Source organism: Polaromonas sp. P1_F1 (assembly GCF_056405795.1).
The window spans coordinates 33907-51539 of sequence record NZ_JBFUBJ010000007.1 but is presented as its reverse complement, the minus strand read 5'-3'; the positions used below and the strand labels follow the sequence as shown (position 1 = coordinate 51539).

At 62.9% G+C, this 17633-nt stretch carries 17 protein-coding genes; 11 read left to right on the top strand and 6 right to left on the bottom strand.

Annotation, left to right across the window (positions count from 1 at the left end):
* Position 1 precedes the first annotated feature (1 nt).
* On the top strand, positions 2–385 hold the full coding sequence (locus AC1DZE_RS18045) for a response regulator (RefSeq protein ID WP_477647940.1): 384 nt from the start codon (positions 2–4) through the stop codon (positions 383–385).
* Positions 386–689: 304 nt separating this feature from the next.
* Here the strand turns inward: AC1DZE_RS18045 and AC1DZE_RS18040 are convergent, their stop codons facing one another.
* Complete coding sequence (locus tag AC1DZE_RS18040; protein ID WP_477670259.1) at positions 690–1556, bottom strand: exodeoxyribonuclease III; 867 nt, start codon at positions 1554–1556, stop codon at positions 690–692.
* A gap of 11 nt (positions 1557–1567) precedes the next feature.
* Between AC1DZE_RS18040 and pyrE the strand changes: the two genes are divergently transcribed.
* A complete protein-coding gene (gene pyrE / locus AC1DZE_RS18035; protein WP_477670258.1) occupies positions 1568–2317 on the top strand; it encodes an orotate phosphoribosyltransferase in 750 nt (249 codons plus the stop codon).
* Positions 2318–2368: 51 nt separating this feature from the next.
* Positions 2369–2995, top strand: a complete 627-nt coding sequence (locus tag AC1DZE_RS18030; RefSeq protein ID WP_477670737.1) for a DUF4124 domain-containing protein — start codon at positions 2369–2371, stop codon at positions 2993–2995.
* 39 nt (positions 2996–3034) lie between these two features.
* Here AC1DZE_RS18030 and gatB read toward each other — a convergent pair whose 3' ends face one another.
* From gatB to gatC, 3 genes are read right to left on the bottom strand one after another with little or no spacing between them, the layout of a single operon-like run.
* Positions 3035–4603, bottom strand: coding sequence for an Asp-tRNA(Asn)/Glu-tRNA(Gln) amidotransferase subunit GatB (gene gatB / locus AC1DZE_RS18025; RefSeq protein ID WP_477700390.1), 1569 nt, complete (start codon positions 4601–4603; stop codon positions 3035–3037).
* 10 nt (positions 4604–4613) lie between these two features.
* Positions 4614–6119, bottom strand: a complete 1506-nt coding sequence (gene gatA / locus AC1DZE_RS18020) for an Asp-tRNA(Asn)/Glu-tRNA(Gln) amidotransferase subunit GatA (protein WP_477672020.1) — start codon at positions 6117–6119, stop codon at positions 4614–4616.
* 8 nt (positions 6120–6127) lie between these two features.
* On the bottom strand, positions 6128–6427 hold the full coding sequence (gene gatC, locus AC1DZE_RS18015; protein WP_457281707.1) for an Asp-tRNA(Asn)/Glu-tRNA(Gln) amidotransferase subunit GatC: 300 nt from the start codon (positions 6425–6427) through the stop codon (positions 6128–6130).
* 282 nt (positions 6428–6709) lie between these two features.
* Between gatC and AC1DZE_RS18010 the strand changes: the two genes are divergently transcribed.
* From AC1DZE_RS18010 to mrdA, 4 genes are all read left to right on the top strand, one after another.
* Entirely contained in the window at positions 6710–7753 is a 1044-nt protein-coding gene (locus tag AC1DZE_RS18010) for a rod shape-determining protein (protein ID WP_457281706.1), read from the top strand.
* A 58-nt stretch (positions 7754–7811) separates the two neighbouring features.
* Entirely contained in the window at positions 7812–8732 is a 921-nt protein-coding gene (mreC, locus tag AC1DZE_RS18005; RefSeq protein ID WP_457281705.1) for a rod shape-determining protein MreC, read from the top strand.
* A gap of 19 nt (positions 8733–8751) precedes the next feature.
* Positions 8752–9270, top strand: coding sequence for a rod shape-determining protein MreD (gene mreD, locus AC1DZE_RS18000; RefSeq protein WP_457281704.1), 519 nt, complete (start codon positions 8752–8754; stop codon positions 9268–9270).
* A gap of 190 nt (positions 9271–9460) precedes the next feature.
* Positions 9461–11539 (top strand): penicillin-binding protein 2, encoded by a 2079-nt coding sequence (mrdA, locus tag AC1DZE_RS17995; RefSeq protein WP_477700389.1) that lies wholly within the window; start codon positions 9461–9463, stop codon positions 11537–11539.
* A 168-nt stretch (positions 11540–11707) separates the two neighbouring features.
* Here mrdA and AC1DZE_RS17990 read toward each other — a convergent pair whose 3' ends face one another.
* Complete coding sequence (locus tag AC1DZE_RS17990) at positions 11708–12466, bottom strand: TSUP family transporter (RefSeq protein ID WP_477672017.1); 759 nt, start codon at positions 12464–12466, stop codon at positions 11708–11710.
* A 514-nt stretch (positions 12467–12980) separates the two neighbouring features.
* On the opposite strand from AC1DZE_RS17990, the gene AC1DZE_RS17985 reads away from it, so the two are divergent.
* On the top strand, positions 12981–14441 hold the full coding sequence (locus AC1DZE_RS17985) for an ammonium transporter (protein ID WP_477700388.1): 1461 nt from the start codon (positions 12981–12983) through the stop codon (positions 14439–14441).
* 39 nt (positions 14442–14480) lie between these two features.
* Positions 14481–14942 (top strand): hypothetical protein, encoded by a 462-nt coding sequence (locus AC1DZE_RS17980; protein ID WP_457281700.1) that lies wholly within the window; start codon positions 14481–14483, stop codon positions 14940–14942.
* Between the two features lie 262 nt (positions 14943–15204).
* On the opposite strand, the gene AC1DZE_RS17975 is transcribed toward AC1DZE_RS17980, so the two are convergent.
* Positions 15205–15540, bottom strand: a complete 336-nt coding sequence (locus AC1DZE_RS17975) for a hypothetical protein (protein WP_477672016.1) — start codon at positions 15538–15540, stop codon at positions 15205–15207.
* Between the two features lie 160 nt (positions 15541–15700).
* Between AC1DZE_RS17975 and AC1DZE_RS17970 the strand changes: the two genes are divergently transcribed.
* Positions 15701–16519, top strand: a complete 819-nt coding sequence (locus AC1DZE_RS17970; protein ID WP_477700387.1) for a phosphate/phosphite/phosphonate ABC transporter substrate-binding protein — start codon at positions 15701–15703, stop codon at positions 16517–16519.
* A gap of 307 nt (positions 16520–16826) precedes the next feature.
* A complete protein-coding gene (locus tag AC1DZE_RS17965; protein WP_477670249.1) occupies positions 16827–17600 on the top strand; it encodes a crotonase/enoyl-CoA hydratase family protein in 774 nt (257 codons plus the stop codon).
* Positions 17601–17633 lie beyond the last annotated feature (33 nt).

Below are 17633 nucleotides of genomic sequence, written 5' to 3'. Positions count from 1 at the left end.
CATGACCAAACCACTGACCCGTATCCTGTATGTCGAAGACGAACCCGACATTCGTATGGTTGCGCAAATGGCGCTGGAAGCCGTAGGCGGCTTCACCGTTATCGCCTGCGCTTCGGGCCAGGAGGCGCTGGATGCCGCACCGGGCGCCGGCGCCGACCTGCTGCTGCTGGACGTGATGATGCCCGGCATGGACGGGCCCAGCACGCTCAAAGGTCTTCGGGCATTGCCGGCCACGGCCGACACGCCGGTGATTTTTATGACCGCGAAGGTGCAGGCTGCAGAGGTCGCGGTGTACAAGGGCCTGGGCGCCATGGAGGTGATCCCCAAGCCGTTTGACCCGATGGAGCTGTCTACCCAGATCCAGCGCATCTGGGCGGCGCAGTAGAGCCCCCACGGTCGCTCACTTTATGTAGCTCCCTGCCCCCCGAGGGGGCCGCCCGCCTGCGGTCTGGCAAAGCCGAGAGATTGGCACACCCCTATCGGGCTCACTGCGTGTAGCCCTTTTCCCCTTGCAGGGGACTGCGCCTGCGGCCCGGCAAAGCCGGATCCGCGGCCCCGGCTGGGTTGAAAATTCAGGGACTAACCAGCGGGGTATTCACCAGCAGGGGCCGCGGGACTGGCTTTGCCAGACCGCAGGCGCCGCCCCCTGGAAGGGGAAAAGGGCTACACGCAGTGAGCCTGGGCGGGGGTCAAAGTCCAAACTCATAGTCCACGCTCATGGGTGCGTGGTCGGAAAACCGCTGTTCCTTGTAGATATGTTCGCTGCGGGCCAGCGCGGCAAACGCCGGGGTGGCGAGGTGATAGTCCAGCCGCCATCCTACGTTCTTGGCATAGGCCTGGCCGCGGTTGCTCCACCAGGTGTAGGCCGCGTCCGTGGCTGTGGGCTGCAGCTTTCGGTAGACATCGACCATACCGCCGCCCTTGACCGAGGGGCCTGTGCGCTGTGTCAGCTCCTGTGCGGCTTCGTTGGCCAGCTCGGCATCGCGCAGCAGCTCGGTCATCCAGGCGCGTTCTTCGGGCAGGAAGCCGCTGTTCTTCTTATTACCCTTGAAGTTTTTCAGGTCGATTTCCTGGTGCGCGATATTGATGTCGCCGCACAGCACGAAGTCGCGCGTTTCCTTCAGGGCCAGCAGGCGCGGATAAAACTCGGCCAGGAAGCGGAACTTGGCGGCCTGGCGTTCCTCGCCCGAAGAGCCGCTCGGGAAATAGCAGCTGATGATGGACAGCTTGGGGCTTTGCTTGCGCCCGGGTCTGTCAAAGCGCAGTTCCACATAACGTCCTTCGGCATCGAATTCGGCGGAGCCGTAGCCCACGATGACGTCGCTGGGTTCGTGCCTCGTGTACACGCCGACCCCGGAGTAGCCTTTTTTCTCGGCGAAATGAAAATGGCCTTTCATGCCGGCGATTTCCTCGAACCGGCCGCTCATGTCGGCGGCCTGGGCCTTGAGCTCCTGCACACAAATACAATCCGGCATGGATTGTGCAACCCAGTCCAGCAACCCCTTGCTGGCTGCGGAGCGGATACCGTTGAGGTTGAGGCTGGTTAATTTAAACATGGGACTTTCAAATGAGCACGGCAGGGAAACTGGACAACAAGGACGAAGCGCATTCTGCGGACGGTGCGCTGGCACAGGAATTCGTGCAGTTTGCCGTCGAATCAGGCGTGCTGCGCTTCGGGCAATTCAAGACCAAGGCCGGGCGCATGAGCCCCTATTTTTTCAATGCCGGCCTGTTTGACGACGGGGCCAAGCTGGGCCGGCTGGCGCAATTCTATGCGCGCCACCTGCTGGCCGAAGAAGAGCGCAGCGGTCTTGAATTCGACATGATTTTCGGGCCCGCCTACAAGGGCATTCCGCTGGCTGCCGCGGTGGCCGTCGAGCTGGCGCGGCTGGGGCGCAATTTTCCGTTTGCCTACAACCGCAAGGAGGCCAAGGACCATGGCGAAGGCGGCACGCTGGTCGGCGCACCCGTCAAAGGCCGTGTGCTGATCATTGACGACGTGATGTCCGCAGGCACCGCCGCCCGCGAATCCATTGCCATCATCCGGGCAGCCGGGGCCATTCCCCACGCTGTGGCGCTGGCGCTGGACCGGCAGGAGAAGGCCACCGAAAACGGTGTGGATGTGAACCACAGTGCTGTGCAATATGTTACGAATCAGTTGGGGTTGCAGGTTTGTGCGATTGCGCGCCTGACCGACTTGCTGCAGTATCTCTCCAGGCAGGGCGGCACGTCGGCTATAAGCGCTCCTGAAACGTTATCTTTGCAAGCGCACTACCAGTCGGTGCTGGCCTATCGGGAACGATACGGCGTCAATTAAGGATTCGAATTGCTCCTGCGAACCCTGTTCACGGTCATCTGTGTTTCACTCATGTGCCTGGCCGTCCCCGTCGCAGCGCAAAACATCTACACCTGTGTTGACGGCAAGGGCCGCAAGATCACGGCAGATCGCCCGATCATTGAATGCATAGACCGCACGCAACAGGAACTGGGCCCCACCGGCCTGGTCAAGCGCCAGGTGGGCCCGTCGTTGACCGTGCAGGAGCGCACCGCCCTCGAGGAAAAAGAGAAGGCCGCAGCCGAAGTGCGCGCACGCGAAGCCGAGGAAAAACGGCGTGACCGCGCCCTGTTGCTGCGCTATCCGCGCCGGGAAGTGCACGACCAGGAACGCGTCACCGCGCTGGCCCAGATCGATGAGGTCATCAAGGCTGCGAGCAAAAGAACGGTGGAACTGGCCGCGCAGCGCAAGAGCATCAACAGCGAGCTCGAGTTCTACGCGAAAGACCCCGCCAAGGCACCTCCTGCGCTGAAACGCAGGATCGAGGAAAACGACAACAGCGCCCTGGTGCAGAAGAAGTTCATCCTGGACCAGGAGCAGGAAAAAAAACGCGTCAACCAGCGGTTTGACGAAGAGCTGGTCAAGCTCAAGCAGCTGTGGGCCGTTGCCGGCGCGCCTGCCATTGCGGCCAGTGGTGTTGCTGGCGCCGCAAAAAATTAGCGGCTCGCCCCTGGGCCGCTGTTAACTCCGTCAGAACGGTCAGCCCAGCTTCTTTTTGAGCAACTCGTTCACCTGGGCCGGATTGGCTTTGCCTTTGGTGGCTTTCATGGCCTGGCCGACCAGTGCATTGAAGGCTTTGGCATTGCCCGATCGAACTTCCTCGACGTTTTTGGCGTTGGCAGCAAGAACATCGTCGATGATTTTCTCGAGCTCGCCGGTGTCGCTCATCTGTTTGAGGCCCTTGGCCTCGATGATGGCGTCTACGTCCTGGCCCTCGCCGGTCCAGAGAGCATCAAACACCTGTCTGGCGGCGTTGTTGGAGATGGTCTCGATGACTATTCGAGCAATCATTTTCCCTAGTTGCTCTGGCGAGATCGATACCGTTTCGATGTCACGCTCCTCAGTATTTAAGCGGCGCGAAACTTCCCCCATGATCCAGTTGCTGGCCAGTTTTGCCATCCGTGGTCGCCAATGGCTTTCCACATTTCGGGTTTGGAATATTTCCGGGTTGCTCTTATCCAGCGCCTCAATGCCAAGTTGAGTTACGTTTTCAAAGTAGGCGGCCACGGCCTTGCTTTGCGTGAGCTGGCCCGCGTCGTATTCAGGCAGGCTGTAGTCGCTCACGAACCGCTGCGCCATCACGCGTGGAAGCTCCGACATCCGCGCGCGCGTCGTCTCCACCCACTCGCGCGAAATCACCAGCGGCGGTAGATCCGGGTCAGGGAAGTAGCGGTAGTCCGCGGCATCTTCCTTGGTTCGCATCGAACGCGTCTCGCCCGTGTCCGGATCAAACAACACCGTGGCCTGCTGAATCACATGGCCGTCTTCAATCTGTTCGATCTGCCAGCGCACTTCATAGTCAATGGCCTGCTGCATGAACTTGAAGCTGTTCAGGTTCTTGATCTCACGGCGGGTGCCCAACTCGGCACCGGGTTTGCGCACCGACACGTTGGCATCGCAGCGGAAGCTGCCTTCCTGCATGTTGCCGTCGCAAATGCCGATCCAGGTGACGATCTTGTGCAGCTCCTTGGCGTACGCCACCGCCTCAGCGGACGAACGCATGTCGGGCTCGGTCACGATTTCGAGAAGCGGCGTGCCGGCGCGGTTCAAATCGATACCGCTCATGCCAATGAAATCTTCATGCAGCGACTTGCCCGCGTCTTCCTCAAGGTGGGCGCGCACCAGGCGCACCGCGCGTTCCTCGCCGTCCAGGAAAAACTCGACGCTGCCGCCTTGCACCACCGGAATCTCGAACTGGCTGATCTGGTAGCCCTTGGGCAGATCGGGGTAGAAGTAATTCTTGCGCGCGAACACGCTTTGCTCGGCGATGTGCGCGTTGACGGCCAGGCCGAACTCGATGGCGCGCTGCACAGCACCCCTGTTCATCACCGGCAGAGCGCCGGGCAGGGCGAGGTCCACGGCGCAGGCCTGTGTGTTCGGCTCGGCGCCGAAGGCGGTAGAGGCGCGGCTGAAAATTTTCGATTGCGTGGTGAGCTGCGTGTGGGTTTCAAAGCCGATGATGACTTCGTAACCTTGCACCAGCGGCCCGGTGGGGCGACCGGCTTGCATTTCGGCGAAAGGGTTGACGGTGGATTGGGTCTGGCTCATGTCAAATCACTCAAAGGCTTGGGGGCTGGCGCAGGTGCCAGTCGGTAGCCAACTGAAACTGGTGCGCGGCGCCCAGCAGTTGCGCTTCCTTGAAGTAGTTGCCGATCAACTGCAGGCCCACAGGCATGCCGCTCGTGCCGAAGCCCGCCGGCACGCTCATGCCTGGCAGGCCGGCGAGGCTCGATGAGAGCGTGTAGATGTCGGCGAGGTAGCTGGCCACCGGGTCGTCCGACTTTTCGCCGATCTTCCAGGCTACCGTGGGTGAAACGGGGCCCGCAATGATGTCGCACTGCGTGAAGGCGGTCTGGAAATCCTGCGCGATCAGGCGGCGGATTTTCTGCGCCTTGAGATAGTAGGCGTCGTAGTAACCGTGCGACAGCACGTAGGTGCCGATCATGATGCGGCGCGTGGCCTCGTCACCAAAACCTTCCGAACGCGACTTCTTGTACATGTCGTTGAGGTCGGTGTAGTGCGCCGCGCGGTGCCCATAGCGCACGCCGTCAAAGCGGCTCAGATTGCTGCTGGCCTCGGCCGGCGCGATCACGTAGTACACCGGAATGGAGAGTTCGGTGAGCGGCAGGCTCACGTCAACCAATGTGGCGCCCAGCTTTTCGTATTCGGCCAGTGCGGCGCGCACGGCGGCCAGCACGTCAGGTGCGCAACCCGCACCGAAGAATTGCGTGGGCAGCCCGATTCTCAAGCCTTTTAACGGTTTTGCGCCCGCAGGTTGGGCGCCGGCAGCTATCAAATCAGTAGCATAGTCAGTGACGGGCAGGTCCAGCGACGTGGAGTCACGGTCGGGGTCGGGCCCGGCCATGCTGGAGAGCAGCAGGGCGCAGTCGAGCGCGCTGCGCGCCATCGGGCCGGCCTGGTCCAGGCTGGAGGCAAAGGCCACCATGCCGTAGCGTGAGCAGCGGCCGTAGGTGGGCTTGATGCCGGTGATGCCGGTGAGCGACGCAGGCTGGCGGATCGAGCCGCCGGTGTCGGTGCCTGTCGCGGCGGGCACCAGGCGGGCCGCAACGGCGGCCGCCGAGCCGCCCGAGGAGCCGCCCGGAATGCGTTCCAGGTCCCAGGGGTTTTTCACCGGTTTGTAGGCGCTGTTGTCGTTGCCCGAGCCCATGGCGAACTCGTCGCAGTTGAGCTTGCCCAGTGTGACCATGCCGGCTGCGCCGAGCTTGCCCACCACGGTCGCATCAAAGGGGCTGCGGTAGTTTTCCAGGATTTTTGAGCCGGCTGTCGTGGGGAAGTCGCGCGTAACGAAAACGTCCTTGTGCGCCAGCGGTACGCCCAGCAGGGGCGTGCGCTCACCGGCGGCGAGGCGGACATCGGCGGCCCTGGCCTGCGTCAGCGACACGTCGGGGCTGGTGGCCAGGAAGGCGCCCAGGTTTTCCTGCCGGATCCGGGCCAGGAAATGTTGCGTGACCTCAACACTGGAGACTTCGCGGGCGGCCAGTCTGGCGGCCAGCTGGGCAACGCCCAGGTCGTGGAGGTCAGAAGAAGCGGAAGAAGATTTCATGGCGCCGCTCATTCGATCACCTTGGGCACGAGGAACAGGCCGCGCTCTACGGCGGGCGCACTCACCTGGCTGGCCTCGCGCTGGTTGGGCTCGCTGGCGACGTCTTCGCGCAGGCGCAGGGCCACTTCACCGATCACCGCGGCCGGATGGGCCAAAGGCTCCACCCCGTCGGTATTGACGGCTTCCATCTGCTCGACCAGGGCGAAAAAGCCGTTGAGTTGGGCCAGGGTGTGCTCGGTTTCGTCGGGGCGCAATTCCAGCCGCGCCAGGTTGGCGACGCGGGCGATGTCTTGGGGTGTCAATGCCATGGGGTAGGGATGAAGGAAATACGGGAAAAATAAACCAGAAAACAGGGGCTGAAACGAGGTGTAAAGCTGAAAAAACAGGCAGGCTAAAGCTATTGATCTATAGGGGATGCGTTATTATCCCGCCTTTGGTGTGAAATCAGGGTTGGATGCGGGCTTTAGGCGTTTTTTAGGTGCCGGAAGCAGATTTCAGAGCGCCTCTGGCTCAACTTCCCCATAATTGCTTGATCAATAAAAAGGCGATGGAGCAACGAAGTTTGCTCATGCTCAACCGGACTCCTGCATATGTTTGAATCATTCCGTCGGTACTTCTCCACCGACCTGGCCATTGACCTTGGCACCGCCAACACCCTGATTTTTGTACGCGACCGCGGTATTGTGCTGGATGAGCCCTCTGTGGTCGCCATCCGCCACGAAGGCGGCCCCCAGGGCAAAAAAACCATCCAGGCCGTCGGCCACGAAGCCAAGGCCATGCTGGGCAAGGTCCCCGGCAACATCGAGGCCATCCGCCCGATGAAAGACGGCGTGATCGCCGACTTCACCGTGACCGAGCAGATGCTCAAGCAGTTCATCAAGATGGTGCACCCGCGCAGCCTGTTCAAGCCCAGCCCGCGCATCATCATCTGCGTGCCTTGCGGCTCCACCCAGGTTGAGCGCCGCGCCATCCGCGAAAGCGCGCTCGGCGCCGGTGCCAGCGATGTGTACCTGATTGAAGAACCGATGGCTGCCGCGATTGGCGCGGGCCTGCCCGTGTCGGAAGCCAGCGGCTCCATGGTGGTCGACATCGGCGGCGGCACGACCGAAGTCGGCGTGATCTCGCTGGGCGGCATGGTCTACAAGGGCAGCGTGCGTGTCGGTGGTGACCGCTTCGACGAAGCCATCATCAACTACATCCGCCGCAACTACGGCATGCTGATCGGCGAGCCCACCGCCGAGGCCATCAAGAAGAGCATCGGTTCGGCCTTCCCCGGCTCCGAAGTCAAGGAAATGGAAGTCAAGGGCCGTAACCTGTCCGAAGGCGTGCCGCGCAGCTTCACCATCTCCAGCAACGAAATCCTCGAAGCCCTGACCGACCCGCTCAACAACATCGTCAGCGCCGTGAAGAACGCTCTGGAGCAAACGCCCCCCGAACTGGGCGCCGACATCGCCGAGCGCGGCATGATGCTGACCGGCGGTGGCGCCTTGCTGCGCGACCTGGACCGCCTGCTGGCCGAAGAAACCGGCCTGCCGGTGCTGGTGGCCGAAGACCCGCTGACCTGTGTGGTGCGCGGCTGTGGCATTGCGCTGGAGCGCATGGACCGCCTGGGTTCCATCTTCACCTCGGAATAAGCGTCTTCACTTCATGCTGCACGCCGGGCATGAAGCGGGGCCAGCCTGACAGCGAACCATGCCTTTAGGAACCCTCGACAGATCCCCGCCGCCCTTTTTCAAACAGGGGCCTTCGGCGCTGTCCAAGCTGGTGTTTTTCAGCGCGCTGTCGCTGTTCCTGATGGTGGCCGATACGCGTTTTCGCATTACCCAACCGGTGCGCGCCGCGCTGGCTACGGCCTTGTATCCGGTGCAATGGCTGGCGTTGCAACCGGTGCGCGCGGTCAAAAGCAGCGGTGAATATTTCACCACCCTGAACCAGGCCAAAACCAGCAGCGAAGAAGCCGGCCGCAAGCTCGCGCTGCAATCGTTGCGTGCCGGCCAGGTCGAGCAGCTCACGCAGGAGAACAACCGCCTGCGCAAGCTCATGGGCCTGCGCGAGCAGCTCGGCACGCCGGTGATGGCGGCCGAAGTGCTGTACGACGCTGCGGACCCTTACACCCGAAAGGTGATCATCGACAAAGGCATGGCGCAGGGCGTTGACCTGGGCTCGCCGGTGCTGGACGAGTCCGGCGTGCTGGGCCAGGTCACCCGCGTGCATCCGCTGGTCAGCGAAGTGACCTTGCTGGTCGACCGCGACCTGGCCATTCCGGTGCTCAATGTGCGCACAGGCGCGCGCAGCGTGGCCTATGGCGACCCGACCGTTTCGGGCAGCGGCCTGGAACTGCGCTTCATGGGCAGCAACTCGGACGTGCAGCAAGGCGACCTGCTGACCACCAGCGGCGTCGACGGCGTCTACCCGGCCGGCCTGCCGGTGGCCAAAATCAGCCGCATCGAGCGGCGCGCGGAATCGGCGTTCGCAAAAATTTTCTGTACACCGCAGGCGCTCGTGACGGGTGCGCGGCACGTCATCGTGGTCAAGCCCGGCACCGGCCAGATCCCGCCGCGGCCCGACGACACCCCCGAGCCCGCGCCCAAGAAGAAGGGGGCTTCGAAATGATCATGCAGGGAGTGACAACATGATCATGCGATCAGGCCAGCAGCTGCTGCTGCCCGCCAACCCCGTCTTCATCTGGTGCAGCCTGATCGCGGCGCTGCTGCTGGACATGCTGCCCTTGGGCCGCGTGCCGTGGATGCCCGACTTCCTGGCCCTGGTGCTGGTGTTCTGGAACGTGCACCAGCCGCTGCGTGTCGGCATCGGCGTGGCTTTCATGTTCGGCCTGGGCATGGACGTGCACCAGTCTTCGCTGCTCGGTCAGCATGCGCTGTCGTATACGGCGCTGAGCTTTTTTGCCACCATGATCCATCGCCGCCTGCTCTGGTTCACGGTGCCGTCGCAGGCCTTGCAGGTGCTGCCGCTGTTTGCGGTGGCGCATGGTGTGGAGCTGGTGATCCGCATGATCGGCGGCGGTATTTTCCCGGGCTGGATCATGCTGCTGGCGCCGCTGATAGAGGCCGTTCTGTGGCCGGTGGTGAGCGTGCTGCTGCTGGTGCCGCAGCGCCGTGCACCCGATCCTGACCAGAATCGACCACTCTAGATATGGCCCCCACGGTCACTCACTTGGTGTGTTCCCTGCCCCCCGAGGGGGCCGCCCGCCTGCGGCCTGGCGAAGCCAGTTCCGCGGCTCATGCTGGCCTTTTTCGGCTCGCTTCGCATCGCCTCTTTCTTTCCAGAGGTAAGCGGACGGGGTTGTGGGCACTTTCCGGCGGCTGTAGAGTCACACGGCCATGACTGAACTGCGCAATGTTGAAGCCGATTTGTCGCGCTTTCGCGCGCGGGTGCTGGTGGCCAGCTTTGCGGTGCTGTGTGCTTTTTCTCTGCTGGCGGCGCGGCTGGTGTATTTGCAGGTGTACCGCCATGCCGACCTGAACGAGCAGGCGGAAAGCAACCGGACGGCCATCGTGCCCATCGTGCCCAACCGGGGGTTGATCCTGGACCGCAATGGCGTTGTGCTGGCCACCAACTATTCGGCCTACACGCTGGAGATCACGCCTTCCAAGGTCGACAACCTGGAAGAAACCATTGCCGCGCTGGAAAAGGTGGTCGACATCCAGGTGCGCGACAAGCGGCGTTTCAAGCGGTTGCGCGAAGAATCCAAAAGTTTTGAATCGCTGCCCATACGCACGCGCCTGACCGACGAAGAAGTCGCCCGGTTTGCGGCGCAGCGTTTCCGTTTTCCGGGTGTTGACATCAAGGCCCGGCTGTTTCGCAGCTACCCCTATGGCGAGCTGGGAAGCCACGTGGTGGGCTACATCGGCCGCATCAACCAGGCGGAAAAAGAAATCATCGAAGGCAGCGAAGACGAAGGCAACTACCGCGGCACCGACTACATCGGCAAGCTCGGCGTCGAGCAGAGTTTTGAGCAGCAGCTGCACGGCACCACCGGTGTCGAGCAGGTCGAGACCTCGGCGGGCGGCCGCGCCATGCGCAAACTCGCCAGCAACCCGGCCACGCCCGGCAACACCGTCATGCTGTCGCTGGACATCCGCCTGCAGAAGCTGGTGGAAGACATGTTCGGCGACCGGCGCGGCGCCCTGGTGGCGATGGACCCGAAGACCGGCGACGTACTGGCGTTTGTCAGCAAGCCGACGTTCGACCCCAACCTGTTCGTGGACGGCATCGACACGGAGAGCTGGCAATACCTGCGGGATTCGCTGGACAAGCCGCTGCTCAACCGCGCGCTGCGCGGCACCTATCCGCCGGGTTCCACCTACAAGCCCTTCATGGCCATGGCGGCACTGGAAACCGGAAAGCGCTCCGCCAGCTTCATCGTCAACGACAACGCCTCCTGGAGCTTTGGCGGCCACGTCTTCCGCAGCCACGGCGACATTGCGCTGGGGGCGGTGGACATGTACCGCGCCATCGTGAAGTCCAGCAACGTGTACTTTTATTCGCTGGCCAACGAACTCGGCGTGGACGCCATGCACGACTTCATGCAGCCGCTGGGCTTTGGGCAAATCACCGGCATCGATATCAGCGGTGAAGTCACGGGCGTGCTGCCCAGCCAGGACTGGAAACGCAAGGCCTATAAAAGGCCGGAGCACCAGAAGTGGTACCCGGGTGAAACCATTTCGCTGGGTATCGGGCAGGGCTACAACACTTTCACCATGCTGCAGCTGGCGCAGGCCACGGCCGTGCTGGCCAACAACGGCGTCAAGCACAGGCCGCGGCTGGTGATCGGCACGCAGGACCCGGTGACGCGCGTGATGCACCCGCTACCGGCCGATGCGCCGGAAAACCTGGGCTACAAGGCTGAAAACATCGCGATCGTGCGCAAGGCCCTGGTCGGCGTTACCCAGGAAGGCACCTCGGCCCGCGTGTTTGCCGGCGCGGGTTACCTGAGCGGCGGCAAAACCGGCACGGCGCAGGCGGTCACCATCGGCCAGAAAGACAAGTACAACAGCAGCAAGATGGAAGAGTACCAGCGTGACCACGCTGTTTACATGGCGTTTGCGCCGGCCGAAGACCCCAGGATCGCGCTGGCGGTGATCGTGGAAAACGCCGGCTGGGGCGCCGGGGTGGCGGCGCCGATTGCACGGCGTGTTTTTGACTATGTGCTGCTGGGCCAATACCCGAGCGAGGAAGACATGGTGGCGGTGCAGAAGGGGCTGGCGGCAGCGCCCATCGGCAAGCCGCGTCAGGCCGCCGACGTGGCCGGCCAGCTGTCGGCCGGCGCAGCAGGCGCTTCCCCCGGCCCCACGAACGCCGCGGCTGCCGCTGCCGCCAAGGCCAGGACGGCGGCGATTGCGGAGGCGCTCAGCAAGCTGCCGCCGCCCATGGCGGCGGCGGGCATCAACCCCGATTGAGCCGGCCGTCGCTATCGATTTGAGAGCTGCTTGCGCATGCCTTTATTGGGCTGGACGCCAATTTGGTCATTAAACAGTGATGGCCGGATTTCAAGCAAAATCCGCCGAAAACCCATACAGGACGTGCGCAAGAAGCTACTAAATCAATAGCAAACTGGCAGCACGCCGTCAGCGCGCAAATGCGTCAAAAGCGGTTTTCAGGATCAGCGCGCTGACCACGGCGATAAACACCCCGCGCACAAAACCAGCCCCATGTTTCAAGGCCAGGCGGGTGCCCAGCAGGCTGCCTGCTACGTTGGCCACGGCCATCGTGAGGGCGAAATGCCACCAGACATGGCCTTTATAGGCAAAGAGCGCCAGCGCCGCCAGGTTGGTGGCGGTGTTGAGCAGCTTGGCCGAAGCCGACGCGTTCAAAAAGTCATAACCCAGCCAGCGCACAAATAAAAATACAAAAAAGCTGCCGGTGCCCGGGCCGAAGAAGCCGTCGTAAAACCCCAAAACCAGCCCGATGCAGCAGGCCGCCGCGGTCTCGGCACGGCCGGTAAAGCGGGGCGTGTGGTGGCGGCCCAGCTCCTTCCTGGCCAGGGTGTAAAGCAGTACCGCCAGCAGCACAAAGGGCAGGGCCTTGCGCAAAAATCCCGGCGAGATGACGGTGACCAGCCAGGCGCCTGCCAGCGAGCCGGTAAAACCCGCAGCCGCCGCCGGCAGCAGCGCCGCCCACCGAAGCTCCACGCGGCGGGCATATTGGGCCGTGGCAACCGCGGTGCCCCAGACCGAGGCCCCCTTGTTCACCCCAAACAGGGTGGCAGGATGGGTAGTGGGGAAAACGGCAAACAGGGCCGGCACCAGGATCAGCCCGCCGCCCCCGACGATAGAGTCCACAAAACCGGCGAGCAGGGAGGCCAACGAGACGATGAATAATTCCATGGCCCGGATTGTCCCATCGCATTGAATAGACTAATTGCTATCAAATAGATAGCTGTTTGCGCAAGACAGTCAATGGTTGCAAAGGTTTTTGAGGGTTTTACCCATCACGGCGGAGGCATAAAAAAAGCGCTGGGGTTGCCAGCGCTTTTTGCAAATCTGCATCTCTTGTGGAATGCCGCTTTGCTTGTGTACTTCTTAATGACTCTCTCGTGTCTCCTCGGCTCCTCGCGTTGCGAGCAGCAAGGCTCGTCAGCAAGTCATCCAATATAGCGGGCGCACTGTCCCAGTGCATTGGGGGTTTCCCGGCCCCGGGCTTTGGGCGGCCGCTGGTTCTGTGGATGTTTTTGGGGCACCACGCCAATCGTTTGCGCACTTTTGCAGTACATATTTTCCGTCGCAGTCCCATCACACGAGCTACTGCGGTATTGGCACGACTTATGCCTGTTGTTACCAATTGTTGGTTGATTGAACAGGCGGGCACCGTATGCATATGAACAGATTTCTGGCCTTGAGTATGTCTTTATGCTTGGGCCTGGCATGCCAGCAAGCCCTGGCACAGACCACGGCTCCCCCGGCAGTGGCGCCGCCAGCAGTCACTGCCAGCGCTCCGGAAGTCGCACCGTCCCCCGCACAGGCCACGATTCCTGCGCCTCCTGCCGCTCCGATGGCTGCCGCGTCTGCGCCCCTTCCTGTGCCTCCTGCGGCTGCCCCGGCACCGCTGACGCAGCCAGGGCTGGTCGGCGTGGAGACCCTCAATGGTGCCGACACCGCCTGGATGATGACCTCCACCGCACTGGTATTGCTCATGACCCTGCCCGGCATTGCCCTTTTTTACGGCGGCATGGTGCGCAGGAAAAGCGTGCTCAACGTCATGGCCTGCGTCGTCGCCATCTGTGCCGTCGTCAGCCTGCTCTGGTTTGCGGTGGGGTACTCCATCGCCTTCACGCCCGGCAAAGGTGCGCTTGGGCACTATCTGGGTGGTCCCGAGCGGCTCTGGTTCACCGGGCTGGACTACGTGAAGGATGCGCAGAAGGTGGCCGTGAGCCATATCGCGCCCAACATTCCCGAGTCGGTCTACGCCATGTTCCAGCTGACCTTCGCCATCATCACGGCCGCGCTGGTGGTCGGATCGTTTGTGGAACGCATGCGGTTTTCCGCGATGCTGGTGTTCATGTCGCTGTGGACCGTCGTCGTTTACGCACCCATTGCCCACTGGGTCTGGGAGCCCAATGGCTGGCTGGCGCGCATGGGCGCGCTGGACTTTGCCGGCGGCTCGGTCGTGCACATCAATGCCGGCATTGCCGGGCTGGTCTGTGCCTACGCGCTCGGGCCACGCCACGGCTACGGCCGTGAACCGTTTACGCCTTTCAACCTGGGCCTGACCATGGCCGGTGCCGGCATGCTGTGGGTCGGCTGGTTTGGCTTTAACGCCGGCTCCGCCGTGGCCTCCGACGGCCGGGCCGGCCTGGCGATGGCCGTCACGCACATCGCGGCGGCCGCGGGCGCTCTCTCGTGGATGGCGGCCGAATGGATTGTTCGCGGGCGTCCTTCCCTGCTGGGACTGTGCTCGGGCCTGGTCGCCGGGCTGGTCGCCATCACGCCGGCGGCGGGCTTTGTCTCGCCGCGCGCGGCCCTGGTGTTTGGCCTGGTGGCCGGCGTGGCCTGCTACTGGGGCGCCACGGGCCTCAAGCGCCTGCTCAACGCCGACGATTCACTGGACGTGTTCGGCGTGCACGGCGTGGGCGGCATTGTGGGTTCGCTGCTGACCGGCATCTTTGCCAGCAAGGCCATCTCCGGTGTCGAGGGCAGCCTGATGACCCAGGCGATCGGCGCAGGCGCCGTCATGCTCTACAGCCTGTTCATGACGGCGCTGGCCTTGTGGGTCACCTCGCTGATCGTCAGCCTGCGCGTCAGCGAAGCCGCCGAGAGCGACGGCCTGGACATCACCCAGCACGCCGAGCGGTTGGGCACGTAACTGACAAACAACGGACTCCACTTTCAAGGATTGCGCACCATGCCCTCCAGTGAAAAAATTGCCGTTGCGGCCCACCTGCATGTGCTGTTGCGCCGCAAAACCGGCCGCGTGACCGACACCGAGTGGATGGCCGGTAACCAGGAATACGCCGCCGAAATAGCGCGTTTTGCGCGGGAAAAAGCCGCCGAGGATGGCCACGTGGACCTGGCGGTGTGGGCCGACCGGCTTGAAGAAATCATGGCCACCCCCGAGCCCAAGGCACGCGTGCCGCTGGTGCAGTTGGTGTCCGAGGTGGTGAAGGAGCGCAGCCAGCCGGTGCTTGCCCCGGCGCCTGTGCCCGACCGCCAGAGCGCCCGGTCCATCGATACCGAGGAAGAGGTCTATCCTGAATCAGGTTTTATCGAGTCGACATTCGGTGCCATCTTCGGCGAGGGCGAGTCGCCGCGAGAGCGCCGCCAGCGCGACCCGAATGCGCCGCGCTATGTGAAGGGCCTGCGATAACTTGTAGCCCCCTGTCTCGGCTCACTGCGTGTAGCCGGAACCCCCCTCAGGGTGGCAACACCTGCAGCCCGGCAAAGCCGGTTCTGCGGTGTTCTTGCCCCGAACGCGCTGCGCTTCGTGAAGAGCTTGCGCTGAACGCTGCGGGGGTTTTCCCGCTTAATTACTTTGCCGGCGCGGCATGCGGCGCTGCGGCTTCCCGAGCGCGGTTCAGGCTGTGCGCCAGCATGTTGCGGGTGCGAATGCGGATGTTGGCGCTGGCATCTTAAGCAAACGCGGCCACATAAGGGTGGCCTGCGTTATCCGCCAGGATGCTGCGCCGCACCTGATCCAGGCCGGCATCGCAGGCCGCCAGTGCGGCATCGGCGAGCACAAACACGGACTGCTCCGGGTTGTCTTTCAGCGACTGCAAGGCGCTCTGGGCACAGCGCTGGTAGTCGTTGATGGCCGTGGCCACCGGGGCGCGGGCAATCGACAGCGGGTCCTGGCTGGCGCGCGGCGCCGGGCTACAGGCAGACAGGGCAGTCAGCAGCATGGCGATCAGGAAGGTGGGCAGACTCTTCATGATTTCGGTCGGTCGGGCGGCGGTGGTCTGCGGCATCTTCCGATTGTGTCATCGGGGTGCAAATGCAAGCGGGCGCCCACCATGTCATGAGGGTGGTGGAAAAAGTTGACAGGGGTAAATTGCGCTAGCCAGCGCCGGACACACGCAGTAGCATGCGTGAGCTTTATATAAGGAGAGGCTTATGCTGAGGAGATGGATGTTAGGGACCCTGGTGTTGGGGTTCAGCCAGTTTTGTATGGGCACTGCCAATGCCCAGGCGCAGGCCCAGCAACTGATACTGGGCATCAGCGAAGGCACTTCGGGTGGCCTCGACCACGCCCAGGTGATTGCCAAATACCAGGGGCTGGCCGAGGTGATCGGCAAAGCCATGAAGGCCAAGGTCAGCGTGGTGTTTGCGCGCGAATTCAAGCAGCTGGAAGAAGGCATGCAGACCGGCCGCTTCGACCTGGTGATGGCACGCCCGAGCGACTACCCGGCGCGCGGCATGCGCGACTACGGCTACAGCTATATCGCCAGCACCAAGCCCGACGGGCAGTGCTTCATCATTGCGCCCAAGGGTTCGGCCCTCAAGACCATCGACGACGTCAAGGGCAAGCGGATTGCCTTGCCCGAGCAGATTGCCTATATGTCCCGCTTCTGTGCCGCAGAGCTCAGGGACAAAGGCATCCTGGTCGACAAGGAAAACGTGCAGTTCGTGCGCGAACAAGCTGCCGTCGGGTTCTACCTGGACAACAAGTTTGCCGATGTGGGCGGTGTCGCTTCCTACTCGGGCATCGGCAAAAAATGGGAAAAAGACGGCGGCCGCATCCTGCACAAGAGCGTGGCGCAGCCCTACTTTCCGCTGGTGGCCCATAAACGCGTCAAGCCCGAACAGCTCAAGGCGATCCAGGAGGAATTGCTGGCGCTGCCCGCCAGCGATGCCGGCAAGGACGTGCTCAAGCGTATCGGCATCGAGCAGTTCGACACCACGTCGGAAGCGCGCATGCGCGAGCTGCTGAAGTGGCTCAATATTTGAGCCAGGCCTTCGCCGGCTGCTGCCGGCGCCAGGCCGGGCCACAGCGAAACTGACTGACCGCTAGCGTTAGCGGCACACCCAGTGTGCCGAATCGCCGTCTGCCGGGCGACCCAATTTCCTCCATCCCCTGCGGGGGGAGTCATTCTTCATCCAGGGTTTCCTCCTGCGGATTGCCTTGCGGGCCGGCTGGTCCGCCGCGCAAACATGCCTTGGTACGCCCTAGGGTTTTCACTAGAAAAAAAAGGCTTAATCACGTTGTAATAGTTATTATTCATAACCATAATTGGCTTCCGGAAACACACTTCACATGACCCCAAAATACCTTCATCTCGAAATGCACGGCAATGTCGCCGTGGTCCGCCTGGCGCGCCCTGCCAAACGCAACGCCCTGGGTGACGCCCTGATCCTGGCACTGCGGAACCTGTTCGAAAGCCTTCCTTCCGAAACAAAAGCCGCCGTGCTTTGCGGCGAGGGTGACCACTTCTGCGCGGGCCTTGACCTGAGCGAACTCAAGGAGCGTGACGCCAGCCAGGGCCTGCACCATTCGCGCATGTGGCACGCAGCGCTGGAGCGGGTGCAGTACGGCCCGGTGCCCGTGATCGCGGCCCTGCACGGTGCCGTGGTCGGTGGTGGCCTGGAGCTGGCAAGTGCCTGCCATATCCGGGTTGCCGACGAAAGCGCTTTCTACGCGCTGCCCGAAGGCTCGCGCGGCATCTTTGTCGGTGGTGGCGGTGCGGTGCGCATCCCGCGGCTGATCGGCGCCGCACGAATGACCGACATGATGCTGACCGGCCGTGTCTACAACGCGGTGGACGGTGAGCGCATAGGCATCGCGCAATACCTGGTGCCCGAGGGCCAGGCTTTCGCCAAAGCCCTTGAACTGGCCACTCGCGTGGCAGAAAACGCACCGCTGACCAACTACGCCCTCATGCATGCGTTGCCGCGCATTGCCGAGCAACCGGCAGACCAGGGGTTCTTCACCGAGGCCCTGATGGCCGCAGTGGCGCAAAGCGCACCCGAAGCCAAGAGCCGCGTGAAAGACTTCCTGGACGGCAAGGCCCGCAAGGTCCAGAAGGGCTGACCAGGCCGGGCGGGCAGGCAAGAGAGACATCCA

Excerpts from the sequence above, each read along its gene's own strand:
- AC1DZE_RS18045 (WP_477647940.1), top strand. The coding sequence starts at position 2 with ATGACCAAACCACTGACCCGTATCCTGTATGTCGAAGACGAACCCGAC.
- AC1DZE_RS18040 (WP_477670259.1), bottom strand. The coding sequence starts at position 1,556 with ATGTTTAAATTAACCAGCCTCAACCTCAACGGTATCCGCTCCGCAGCC.
- pyrE (WP_477670258.1), top strand. The coding sequence starts at position 1,568 with ATGAGCACGGCAGGGAAACTGGACAACAAGGACGAAGCGCATTCTGCG.
- AC1DZE_RS18030 (WP_477670737.1), top strand. The coding sequence starts at position 2,369 with ATGTGCCTGGCCGTCCCCGTCGCAGCGCAAAACATCTACACCTGTGTT.
- gatB (WP_477700390.1), bottom strand. The coding sequence starts at position 4,603 with ATGAGCCAGACCCAATCCACCGTCAACCCTTTCGCCGAAATGCAAGCC.
- gatA (WP_477672020.1), bottom strand. The coding sequence starts at position 6,119 with ATGAAATCTTCTTCCGCTTCTTCTGACCTCCACGACCTGGGCGTTGCC.
- gatC (WP_457281707.1), bottom strand. The coding sequence starts at position 6,427 with ATGGCATTGACACCCCAAGACATCGCCCGCGTCGCCAACCTGGCGCGG.
- AC1DZE_RS18010 (WP_457281706.1), top strand. The coding sequence starts at position 6,710 with ATGTTTGAATCATTCCGTCGGTACTTCTCCACCGACCTGGCCATTGAC.
- mreC (WP_457281705.1), top strand. The coding sequence starts at position 7,812 with ATGCCTTTAGGAACCCTCGACAGATCCCCGCCGCCCTTTTTCAAACAG.
- mreD (WP_457281704.1), top strand. The coding sequence starts at position 8,752 with ATGATCATGCGATCAGGCCAGCAGCTGCTGCTGCCCGCCAACCCCGTC.
- mrdA (WP_477700389.1), top strand. The coding sequence starts at position 9,461 with ATGACTGAACTGCGCAATGTTGAAGCCGATTTGTCGCGCTTTCGCGCG.
- AC1DZE_RS17990 (WP_477672017.1), bottom strand. The coding sequence starts at position 12,466 with ATGGAATTATTCATCGTCTCGTTGGCCTCCCTGCTCGCCGGTTTTGTG.
- AC1DZE_RS17985 (WP_477700388.1), top strand. The coding sequence starts at position 12,981 with ATGTCTTTATGCTTGGGCCTGGCATGCCAGCAAGCCCTGGCACAGACC.
- AC1DZE_RS17980 (WP_457281700.1), top strand. The coding sequence starts at position 14,481 with ATGCCCTCCAGTGAAAAAATTGCCGTTGCGGCCCACCTGCATGTGCTG.
- AC1DZE_RS17975 (WP_477672016.1), bottom strand. The coding sequence starts at position 15,540 with ATGCCGCAGACCACCGCCGCCCGACCGACCGAAATCATGAAGAGTCTG.
- AC1DZE_RS17970 (WP_477700387.1), top strand. The coding sequence starts at position 15,701 with ATGTTAGGGACCCTGGTGTTGGGGTTCAGCCAGTTTTGTATGGGCACT.
- AC1DZE_RS17965 (WP_477670249.1), top strand. The coding sequence starts at position 16,827 with ATGACCCCAAAATACCTTCATCTCGAAATGCACGGCAATGTCGCCGTG.